This is a genomic window from Magnetococcales bacterium, assembly GCA_015231175.1.
Lineage (GTDB): Bacteria > Pseudomonadota > Magnetococcia > Magnetococcales > DC0425bin3 > HA3dbin3.
Genome location: JADGBZ010000103.1, coordinates 1 through 10,247 on the forward strand (window position 1 = coordinate 1; position 10,247 = coordinate 10,247).

Genomic DNA, 10,247 nt, shown 5'->3' on the forward strand with positions numbered 1-10,247 from the left:
GTCGCGGCTGCTCCGTCCGGCGCCCAGCTCCTCCACAAGCCGTCCCATCTGCTCCTGGAACGACTCTCGTAACGCCTGGTCGCGGCTGCTCCGTCCGGCGCCCAACTCCTCCACAAGCCGTCCCATCTGCTCCTGGAACGACTCTCGTAACGCCTGGTCGCGGCTGCTCCGTCCGGCGCCCAACTCCTCCACAAGCCGTCCCATCTGCTCCCGCAGCGTGCTTCCCATCCGGCTGCCGACCGCATCGACCACGGCGCTCACCGACTGATCCAGATCCCGGGCCGTCGCCTCCTGAATCTCTGCCAGGCGTTGGGCCAGCCGCGCCAAATCCTCCGTCTGCCGTTGTCCCCCCTTCTCCAGCGACTTGAAAAGGGTCTCCCAACGCTCATCGTTGCGCCCCAACCTCTGCAACACCGGTTCCAGACTCTCCTGGACCTCCCGTTGCCACTTCCCCTCCAGGTAGCGGACGATCCGCTCCGTATGTTCGGTCAGGGTGCGCAACAGAGCGCGATCCTTCTCCCGACCCTGCGCCAACTCGGCCAACCCCTCCGACAATACCCGTTCCGTCCGGCCCTGCTGATCGCTCTCCCGCGCTGCCAGCGCCCCGTTCAACCCCTCCGCCAACGATGCCACCCAGTTCGGCGGCAGCGTAAACCGGACACGATCTCCTGCATGATCGCCTTCACTGCGCAAGTGATCCATCAGCAGGGTGGCGCCGGCCATATACCCCACCCGGGACTCCAACTCCTGGGCAAAACGGGCAATCCGTGCCTCCAGCCCGGCCATGTGGCGCCGATTTTCCAATGCAATCCAAACGGCAACGAACACCCCCATGGCCGCTGGCACCAGTTGCAAGGGGAGATGCCGCCAAACATTCTGGACAGCCGCCTGTACAGCGGCGCTGTCGCCGGGGGTCGCGCCCCGCAGATAAAGCAGCAGGGTGGTCAACAGAACCATCGAGGACAACAGGATCCCGGTGCCCAGCAAAAACAGTGGCACCGCTCGCATCCGCCGGATGGGCAGGGCCATGGGCAGCAGCACCTCCGGGTCAAACAGGGTGGTCGCCCGCACCAGAGCCCGCACCCCTCCCCCTTCCGTCGGCGTGACCACCGTGCCCCGAAACGCACTCCAGGTGAGCCGATAAAAAGGGATGGCACCCCATTTGGCGCTCAGGGTGCGAAACGCCCCGGCAAACTCCTCTGCATCCTCCGGCGCCGAGGCCAACAGATCCAAGGCCTGGTCCAGTTGCTGCCGCACGCTGCGCAAGCGAAAGTAGATCAGATTGCCCCACTCCAAAAAACCCAATAACAAGACAAACACCGCCAGCGACCAGGCAGTACCGGGGGTTACGATCAGCGTGACAAGTTGTTCCGACATGAAAGTCTCCCGTTAACGGGCAGGCATCTGGACGACAATATCATGACATTTGATGCACCGACCTGCCGCCGGGTGGTGACGGGTGGAGTCGGGCAGAATGGGGGGACCGATCTTGTAGATCGTCGAAACCTGTTCCAACACCTTCCCCACCGGGGTGATCGGTTGACTGCCAGGCGGGGCGCCTCCCTGAATCAAATGACACCGGGTGCAAGGCCCCCAGTAGGCATGCGGCATGTGCGCATTGCGGGCTATGATGGGCAACCGCTTGACCACCATCTTGGGCGACCGGGTCGGCTTCACCTGAAGTGTGTCGATCACCTGCTCCGGCAAGGTCGGCTCGGTGGGCGCGGGCAGGGAGCCCAGAATCTCTCCACGTATGAAACGGGGTACCCGGCTGCGGGTCCACTCCGCCAAGGTCTCCTTGTACCTCTCGTAGAAGGCTCCCCCGGCCCCCAGGATGATCAGCACCATCAGTATGCTGGCAAGGGGTCCACCCCGGTTCGGTCGCCGATTATTCATCCTGAATTTACCGCAACTGATTGGACCACAAAGCAAACCCTTCATCGTTGCGCAGTTGGCACCAGCGTCCGTTGACCAGCATTTGCTTGGCGTAGATGACCGGATTGGAGTTCAGACTGGAGCGATCGAAGCGAAATCCCTTGCCGGTGACCTGCTGGTCGTGGCGCAGGTCGCAACCCAGATAGCTCAAAAACCATTGCGGCCCCACGCTGATGTGGCTCTCCACGCCGGCTCCGGCATGGATCCAGATATGCATCTGCCGATCCTGCTGAGGCATCTCCGTGATCTGCTGGATCGTTCCGGTAAAACGAACCATGGGCGCCCGTTCAAAGGGCATCAAACCAGGCTGGGCCGGCGCCGCCCCTTCGGTCGGGGTCGGAACCGGAACCGGGGTCAGGTCCGCTTCCGGCGCCATGGGCCGGGTGGCGGCCACGTTCAACATCTGTCCCATCCCGGGAAAAGCCGGCAGCGAACCGCCGTCCGGGGAGGGAGATCCCACAAACCCGGCCTGCGGCACGGTCAGCTTGACCGGTTCCGCCGCCACGCCAGAGGCCGAAGGCGGTTCGCGGGCGTCACGAGGCATGACCGCCAAAAAAACAACGACCAGCAAAAAAACCACCCCGAACAAACCGATCCACTCTTCAATCTTCATGACTGTGACTCAACACCCGTTCCCTTCCTTCATCCCGCTCCCTCGGTGATCTCGACCGGCGAGAGAAATATCTCCAACTCGCCCATGTGCTCCACCTCGGTCATGATGCGCTGACGCAGAAGTTCGACGATCAGATCCCCTTCATAGACCTTGAGGGTATCGGGAACCATGACATCGACCTCCACATGTAATCTGTCCCCCATGGTCCGACCGCGCATATAGGAGACGCCCCGTATCCCCGGCACCTTGTTGACCACGGCATGAATGACCTTGAGCTCGTCCATGCCCAGGGAGGCATCCATCAGGCCATCGATGGCCTCCAGAATGAGATCGATGCCAATCTTGGCCACCACCATGGAAACACCAATGGCCGCCAAAGGATCGGCGATGGGCAGACCAAAGGTGGCCAACCCGATACCAATCAGCACCGCCGTGGAGGAGAAGGCATCAGAACGGTTATCCCAGGCGTTGGCCATGATGGCCGGACTGTTGTTTTCGCGGCCCACGCAGCTTTGATAACGAAACAAAAATTCGTTCATGAGCACCGAGACCGCCGCCCCCAACAGGGCGATCGGGTCCGGTTCGGCATAGGTTCCGGACACCACCGAGCTGAGGGCATTGATCAGGATGAAAATGCCCCCGACCAGCAGGATCAGCCCGACGATGGAGGAAGAGAGAAATTGAATCTTGCCATGCCCATAGTGGTGATCGGCATCGGGCGGCTTCTCGGAAATCTTCAGACTGAACAGGGTGATGATCGAAGCGATCAGGTCCGCCGAGGAGTGAAAGGCATCGGCAATCAACGCCTGACACCCCGTCATGACCCCCATCACCCCCTTGTAGAGAACCAAAAACACGTTGTTGGCAATGGAGTACCAGACGTGCTCATGGTAACAGGATTTACAACGGTCATGTCTCATGGCTTCCGATCACTCCCCTTCTCCACCTTTCCACCTGCCGCATCACTTTCGACCGGCGATTCAGTCGCCGGCTTCTCCAGAGTCAAAACGGGCGGCGTCACCCATGGCACTGGGGGCGGCCCATCCGACGCCACAACCGACTGTCCGGTCGATTCCTGCCTTTGAACGCCCGGCTGCCCGACCGGCTGTTGAACGCCCGGCTGCCCGACCGGCTGTTGAACGCCCGGCTGCCCAGTCGACCGCTCAGTCGGCGGCGTGGTCGGGAGCGCCTTTTTGGAAGCCGCAACCGTTTTGGGGGGCAACAAACGAAGAAACCCATCCGGAGCCATGGTTGGTACTTCCGTATGCGTGGCATGGTAGTACTCAGCCCGCCGGAAACCGGTCACCCTGGCCAGAAAATACCAGGGAAACGACGTGATCAGGGTGTTGTAGATCCGCACCTCTTCATTGTATTCATCGCGCCGGTGGGAAATGCGGTCTTCCATTTCAACCAGTTTGTCCATCAACTGCTGGTAGGTCACGGTGGTAGTCACGCTGGGATATTGCTCGGCGATGGCCAGGAGTTGGCCCATCGCTTCCTTGCCCAGCTCTCCGTCTCCCATGAGCCGTGCCAAAGCCCCCTTGTCGATGGCAGGCGGCGGTGCATGGGCAACCGGGGAGTCGCCCTCCCTTCCCCGGCCAATCTCGGTACGTCGATCGGTGACCTGCTGCACGATCTCCCCTTCAAACACGGCATTGTTCAAGGTCATGTTGATCAGGTTGTGAAACAAATTCCGCCGCCGCTGCAACACGTCCTGAACATGACCTTCCGCCGACAGCACCCGTTCCTCCAGGGTGACAAACCGGTTGAAATTATAAAGCGTCGTAACCCCGAACACGAGAATGGAGACAAAAGAGAGCGTCAGGATGAGAAAACGGGCCTTGATCGGGGGAAGACGCAACTTTTGCGTCGTGAACTCCTCCCGGTACATGTCGCGCAAAAGGCGCTTCATGCGCCGCAACCGCTCGTCGTTGAGCGGTTCTGCCATATAGGAGTCCAAATCTTCGTTGTTCTTGTTTGCGTTGGTCATGACCGGGCCGGTGATCTTCCTGGAAAAAAGTGTCGGATCCCTCCGCCATCCACCCGATGTCCCCACACCGGCACCGGCCAGCCGGGCACAACCCCTCCAGAACCGGATCCAGGCAGCGGAAAAAAAGAAGATGGCAAACGAAACCGCAGCGCATCGTACCCGGTATCGTATCCCAACTCCAGGAATATGCAAACGGTCGATCCGACGAAAATCCCGGACCCGGCATGGTCTCATTCAAAAAAAGTTTTGACAGGAAAGCCTTCATCGGGGCTTCGCCCCGGACCCCACCAGGGGGAAGGGCGCAGCCCTTCCCCCTGGACCCCCATCCCAGTCTTTCAAACGTTTTTTTTATCAGGGTCTCTATTTCAACAAACGCATCAATTCGTGCATGCGTGAAACGGATCTCTGGAAAGAAAACGCCACTGGCCCCGTTTCACACAGCCGATCCAGGGGTACGGCACTGAAAATACGCAAGGGAATGCGGCTCTCATAGAGAAGGTCGATCAGAACGACCAGACGCATGGCGGCATCGGCAGCCTCCGGACCCAATTTGGGTACGCCGGAGATGATGACGGCACGGGTCAACTGCACCAGCTCCATGTATTCGGCCACGCCGATGGCCTGATTGCACAAGACATGGAAATCAAACCAATACACCTTTTTATTCTCGCCACAGGCTTCGATCTTCACCCCTTCCAGAGTCACCCAAGCCGGTTCCGGGGCCACCCCGGTCAATTGGGCGTACAGGGCATCAGGGGTGCCGATCTCTTCATATGCGTCCACATCTTCACCAACCCGGCTGCGACGCCAATCCGCCCCCTGGGAGAGGTTGACGGCCTGGGCGTGGTCGGTCAAAATTTTGATGAACGGCATGAAGCGACCCCGGTTGAGACCCTCCTGGTAGAGATCCTCGGGGGGCCAGTTGCTGGTGGCGCACAAGGTCACTCCACACTTGAACAATGCCTCCAGCAGGCGTCCCAGCAACATGGCGTCGGCAATGTTGCTGACGCAAAATTCATCAAAACAGAGCAGTCTGGCTTCGGTGGCAATCTGACTGGCGATGTGGAGCATCAAATCCACCCCCTGGGGTGGTTTGTTCTGGTGCATCCGCTCCTGCAACTCGCGCATGAAAGGTTGAAAGTGCACCCGCCGCTTGGCGGTGATCTCCGTGGCATCGAAGATCAGCTGCATGAGCATGGATTTGCCACGCCCGACCGAACCATACAGATAGAGCCCCCTGGGCACGGGATGATGGCTCTCCATGCGCCAAATCCCCACCCCACGCCATACACCCCGCACCGCCGGTCGATGCAAGGCCACCACCAGTTGATCCAGAATGGGCAAAACGGCAGCCTGATCCGCATCGGGGTGCAGTCTCCCATCTTCCATCATCTCGTGGTAGAGACGGCTGGGGGTCACCAGATCAGACCCGGCGGGCACGTCCGACCCGCTGGCAGCGCCAGCCTCGGTCGATTCCCTGGCCAGCGCAGTTTGTGGTGGCGCGATGACTGCCACTCCGTCTGGAGTCACACTCCCCTTGCGCATTCTGCACCACCGCAAGGTCATGGCCACTACGCCAACAATAACTGCCAGGAACAAGACAACACCCAGAAAACTCGAGATCAATACCGGATTCATGCGCGCTCACCCTTGCCCTGCCCCAGGTAACAAAACCAGGTTTCCGTGGCCTTGGCGATGGAATCTGGTTCCCATACCGGCGCAGTACGCCAATCTTCCAGGTGCCCCAACATGCGTGCCACACCGTCAGCGAAGGAAACCCGAGCTTTCCACCCCAGTAAATCCTCAATCTTGCGGGTATCGGCAAAGGTGATGTCGGGTTCGCCGGGACGTTTGGGGAGGTACACCACATCCCGTCCCCCCAGCAACTCCACAAGCCGATTGACACTTTGGTGGGCACCACTGCCCACATTCATGGCTTCGCCGGTCACTTGCGAAGCCGCCGCCGCGAGAAAAGCCCGGGCCACATCGGTCACAAAGGTAAAATCCCGGCTCTGGGTTCCATCACCCACCACGGTCAAGGGCTTGTTGTTGAGAATTTGCGCCAGAAAGACACCAAACACCGCCCCATAGGCCCCGGTGGTCCGCGAGCGTGGCCCATAAACATTGAAAAGCCGCAGCGCCACGGCTGGCAAACGGTAGGTCCGCGCCCAATGCAACACAAGCTCCTCGCCCATATGCTTGGTCAGGGCGTAGGGATATTGGGCCCGCATGGGAGCCGTCTCCGGTGTCGGATAACAATCCGGAATGCCGTAGGAGGAAGAAGAGGCCGCATAAACCAACCGTTGCACGCCAGCGGCCCGGGCGCTCTCCAAAAGATTGAGAGTACCCTGGACGTTGACGGCAAAGTAGCGCTCCGGCTGCTCGATGGAAGGAACAATGTCTGCCACGCCGGCCAGGTGAAAAACCCACTCCACCCCGGCCAGGCAGGAATCCAGATCTTCCCGTCGCAGAATACTGACCCGATGAACACTCAGGCGGGGATTGTCGGCATATGCCCGCACATTCTCCATCCGGCCCGTGGAAAAATCATCCACCAGCCGCACGGTGTGCCCCTCGTCGAGGAGCAACTGACAGAGATGACTGCCGATAAAACCGGCACCCCCGGTGACCAACGTAAGCATGGAACAAACTCTCCCAAAAAAAACGGCCAAGCCATGAAAAAAGCTGACGAATCGGAGTCCAGGGGGCTGGCTCCCTGGCAGGTCCAGGACAGAGTCCTGGTGGGGTTCAGGGCGAAGCCCTGACAAAGGCTTTCATGTTCAGATGAAATTGACGTGCGCAACGCCACCAGAGGTTATCTGGAAAAGATAGCGGTTGATGGCATCCATGCGGCAATTGCGCCGACACTCGCCAATATCCAGTTGGTGGCGAACGAATTCAAATCCCTGATGGCGCCTCTCCCCCTCCCAGATCTCCTGGAAGGTGTTGTCGTTGATGTTGCCATATTCAAAACGCTTGTCCAACAAAAAGGCGCTGCAACCGGAGACCGTTCCATCCGCCATGATGTATGCCCACAAAAAGGGGGTGGCGAGGCAGCGGTCATAACGATCCGTCTCCGTATATTTGCGCATGGTCGCAGCGCGGAAGATGACTTGAAAACGGTCGCTATCCAGGCCGTGCAACTGCTCATCGAGAGCCAAAAGTTCCTGGTAATCCAGTTGGCTGTACTGGCGCGTCTGGCTGAACATGTGTTGGGAGTATGGCTTGATCACCAGATAATCTAGACCCACTTCGTCCCGGCACAGACGGGCCAGTTGGACCATCTCCCCGGCATTTTCCGGCAGCAGGAGGGATTGCGCCCCCATGGTGCAGGTCAAGCCTGTCGAACGTTTATGGGCCACCGCTGCCGTCAAATGGTCCACCACCTGCTGAAAATCCCGCTCTCTGGTACGATGAATCCGTGCATATGTCGCCGGGGTGCCGGCATTGATGGAGACCTTCATCCAGGCCAGATGCGGCAGGGCCTGCTCCAAAAAATCCGCCGGCATAACACTGGCGTTGGTGGTCAGAGCCACATCGATCCCGGCGGCATGCGTCAAACGAATGAGCGTGCCGATCTCCTTGTGCAGCAAAGGCTCTCCCTCGCCGCCATACATGACGCTTTTGACACCGAGTCTCCCCATCTCCGGCAAACGCTGCCGCATCACCTCCAGCTCCAGGCGGTTGGGAGCATAACCGACATAATCCACCGCGCAAAACGTGCAGCGGTGGTTGCAGGCCCCCATGGGAGAAATCTCCACGTAGATCGGATAGACCTTCCTGGCCCTCTCCCATACGTCACCCACAGCCAGCAGTTCGGCGGTGCGGGCCGGGTGGTACATCAGCTTGTGGCTATCGATGTGGTAAAGGTCGGTCATGGGTTGCACGGTTGAAAGACTGGGATGGAGGTCCAGGAGGAAGGGCTGTGCCCTTCCTCCTGGTGGGGTTCGGGGCAAAGCCCCGACAAAATTTTTCATGTCAAAGCTTTTAAAGCCCCGACAAAATCTTTCATGTCAAAGCTTTTTTTGAAAGGGTGCCAAACAGTGACCTTGATTTTAACAATCCGGCATCCGGTCAACCAGGGAGGCGGCCAATCCGACGTAACCTGCCGGCGTCAACTGCAACAAACCCGCCTTGGCTGCGTCCGGAATTTCCAGCCCCTGGATGAATGCCGCCAAGGAGTCCCGGGTCACCTGCCGGTTCCGGGTCAACGCCTTGAGCCGCTCATAGGGCTCCGGAACCCCATAGCGTCGCATGACGGTCTGAATCGGTTCGGCCAGCACTTCCCAGGCCTCTTGCAAATCTCCGGCCATGCGTTGCGGATCTGCTTCCAGTTTGCCGATCCCCTTCAGGGTGGAGTCACAGGCCAGCACGGTATATCCGCAGCCAACCCCCATGTTGCGCAGCACCGTGGAGTCGGTCAAATCCCGCTGCAAACGCGAAAGCGGCAACTTGCCCGCCATATGGCTTAGAATGGCGTTGGCCATGCCCAGATTGCCCTCGGAATTTTCAAAATCGATGGGGTTGACCTTGTGGGGCATGGTCGAAGAGCCCACCTCGCCGGCCTTGCTCTTCTGCCGAAAATAGCCCATGGAGATGTAGGTCCATACATCCCGGTTGAAATCGAGCAGAACGGTGTTGAAACGGCTCAAGGCCTGGAACAACTCCGCCATGCCGTCGTGCGGTTCGATCTGGGTGGTCAGTGGTTGCCAGCTCAGGCCCAGATCCTGAACAAACCGTTCTGCCAGTCGGGGCCAATCAACCTCCGGACAGGCCACCACATGGGCATTGAAATTGCCCACGGCCCCATTGATCTTGCCAGGAATCGGCGTGGCGGCAAACACCTCCCGCTGCCGGTGCAGACGCGCCACCACGTTGGCCATCTCCTTGCCCAGGGTGGTCGGCGTGGCCGGCTGCCCGTGAGTACGGGCCAACATGGCCTGATTTTTATGCTGCCGGGCCAAATCCGCGATACCCCGGATCACCCGATCCATGATGGGCAGAAGAATTTTTTCCCGCGCCTCGCGCAGCATCAGGGCATGGGCCAGATTGTTGATATCCTCGGAGGTGCAGGCAAAATGCAAAAACTCGGCAAAAGGGGCCACCGGCGTACCGGCTATGCGCTCCTTGAGAAAATATTCCACCGCCTTCACGTCGTGGTTGGTGGTTGCCTCGATCGCCTTGACCCGCATGGCATCCTGTTCCGAAAACGCACGGCCAATGTCGGCCAGCACCGCCCGACTCGCTTCGGTAAAAGGCGGAATCTCGGGAATATGCGCCTCATCGGCCAGAGCCTCCAGCCAGCGCAACTCCACCAAAACCCGAAAACGAATCAAACCAAACTCGGAAAAGAGGAGGCGCAAATCGGCAACCTTGTTGCCATAACGACCATCCAAAGGCGAAAGCGCGGTCAGTGCGTTGAGATCCATGCGGTTGCTCTCCAAAAAACGTTTGAAAAAACGTAACGACTCACCACCCGGCCACGCATCGGGGTCCGGGGGGCTGGCTTCCTGGCAGGTCCAGGACAGAGTCCTGGTGGGGTTCGGGGCGAAACCCTGACAAAGGCTTTCATATCCAGAGCTTTTTTTGAAAGGGTACTGAATAGTTACCAATCTCAGTACCCGACCACGAATCGGGGTCCAGGGGGCTGGCTCCCTGGCAAGTCCAGGACAGAGTCCTGGTGGGGTTCGGGGCGAAGCCCTGACAAAG

General features: G+C 59.4%; 9 protein-coding genes. All 9 read right to left on the reverse strand.

All coding sequences use genetic code 11. From position 1 onward, the window contains the following. The coding region (locus tag HQL63_14840; protein ID MBF0178101.1) for a hypothetical protein at positions 1-1,377 on the reverse strand (1,377 nt) is incomplete at its 3' end. 12 nt (positions 1,378-1,389) lie between these two features. Continuing rightward, a complete protein-coding gene (locus HQL63_14845) occupies positions 1,390-1,896 on the reverse strand; it encodes a magnetochrome domain-containing protein (protein MBF0178102.1) in 507 nt (168 codons plus the stop codon). Between the two features lie 7 nt (positions 1,897-1,903). Then, positions 1,904-2,548, reverse strand: coding sequence for a hypothetical protein (locus HQL63_14850; protein ID MBF0178103.1), 645 nt, complete (start codon positions 2,546-2,548; stop codon positions 1,904-1,906). Between the two features lie 29 nt (positions 2,549-2,577). Then, a complete protein-coding gene (gene mamB / locus HQL63_14855; GenBank protein ID MBF0178104.1) occupies positions 2,578-3,468 on the reverse strand; it encodes a magnetosome biogenesis CDF transporter MamB in 891 nt (296 codons plus the stop codon). Next, positions 3,465-4,538, reverse strand: a complete 1,074-nt coding sequence (locus tag HQL63_14860; protein MBF0178105.1) for a LemA family protein — start codon at positions 4,536-4,538, stop codon at positions 3,465-3,467. The genes mamB and HQL63_14860 overlap by 4 nt, the downstream gene beginning before the upstream one ends. A 360-nt stretch (positions 4,539-4,898) precedes the next feature. Next, a complete protein-coding gene (zapE, locus tag HQL63_14865; GenBank protein ID MBF0178106.1) occupies positions 4,899-6,176 on the reverse strand; it encodes a cell division protein ZapE in 1,278 nt (425 codons plus the stop codon). Continuing rightward, positions 6,173-7,180 carry an NAD-dependent epimerase/dehydratase family protein gene (locus HQL63_14870; GenBank protein ID MBF0178107.1) on the reverse strand — a complete coding sequence of 336 codons (1,008 nt, stop codon included), beginning with the start codon at positions 7,178-7,180 and terminating at the stop codon, positions 6,173-6,175. Before HQL63_14870 ends, zapE begins: the two co-directional genes overlap by 4 nt. 138 nt (positions 7,181-7,318) lie before the next feature. After that, positions 7,319-8,416 carry a radical SAM protein gene (locus HQL63_14875; protein ID MBF0178108.1) on the reverse strand — a complete coding sequence of 366 codons (1,098 nt, stop codon included), beginning with the start codon at positions 8,414-8,416 and terminating at the stop codon, positions 7,319-7,321. A gap of 177 nt (positions 8,417-8,593) precedes the next feature. Next, positions 8,594-9,967: an adenylosuccinate lyase gene (gene purB, locus HQL63_14880; protein ID MBF0178109.1), complete on the reverse strand. Its 1,374-nt coding sequence runs from the start codon at positions 9,965-9,967 to the stop codon at positions 8,594-8,596. Positions 9,968-10,247 lie beyond the last annotated feature (280 nt).

Bases quoted from the DNA above. Each gene is read 5' to 3' on its own strand.
- HQL63_14860 (MBF0178105.1), bottom strand. From the start codon at position 4,538: ATGACCAACGCAAACAAGAACAACGAAGATTTGGACTCCTATATGGCA.
- mamB (MBF0178104.1), bottom strand. From the start codon at position 3,468: ATGAGACATGACCGTTGTAAATCCTGTTACCATGAGCACGTCTGGTAC.
- HQL63_14845 (MBF0178102.1), bottom strand. From the start codon at position 1,896: ATGAATAATCGGCGACCGAACCGGGGTGGACCCCTTGCCAGCATACTG.
- purB (MBF0178109.1), bottom strand. From the start codon at position 9,967: ATGGATCTCAACGCACTGACCGCGCTTTCGCCTTTGGATGGTCGTTAT.
- HQL63_14875 (MBF0178108.1), bottom strand. From the start codon at position 8,416: ATGACCGACCTTTACCACATCGATAGCCACAAGCTGATGTACCACCCG.
- HQL63_14870 (MBF0178107.1), bottom strand. From the start codon at position 7,180: ATGCTTACGTTGGTCACCGGGGGTGCCGGTTTTATCGGCAGTCATCTC.
- HQL63_14850 (MBF0178103.1), bottom strand. From the start codon at position 2,548: ATGAAGATTGAAGAGTGGATCGGTTTGTTCGGGGTGGTTTTTTTGCTG.
- zapE (MBF0178106.1), bottom strand. From the start codon at position 6,176: ATGAATCCGGTATTGATCTCGAGTTTTCTGGGTGTTGTCTTGTTCCTG.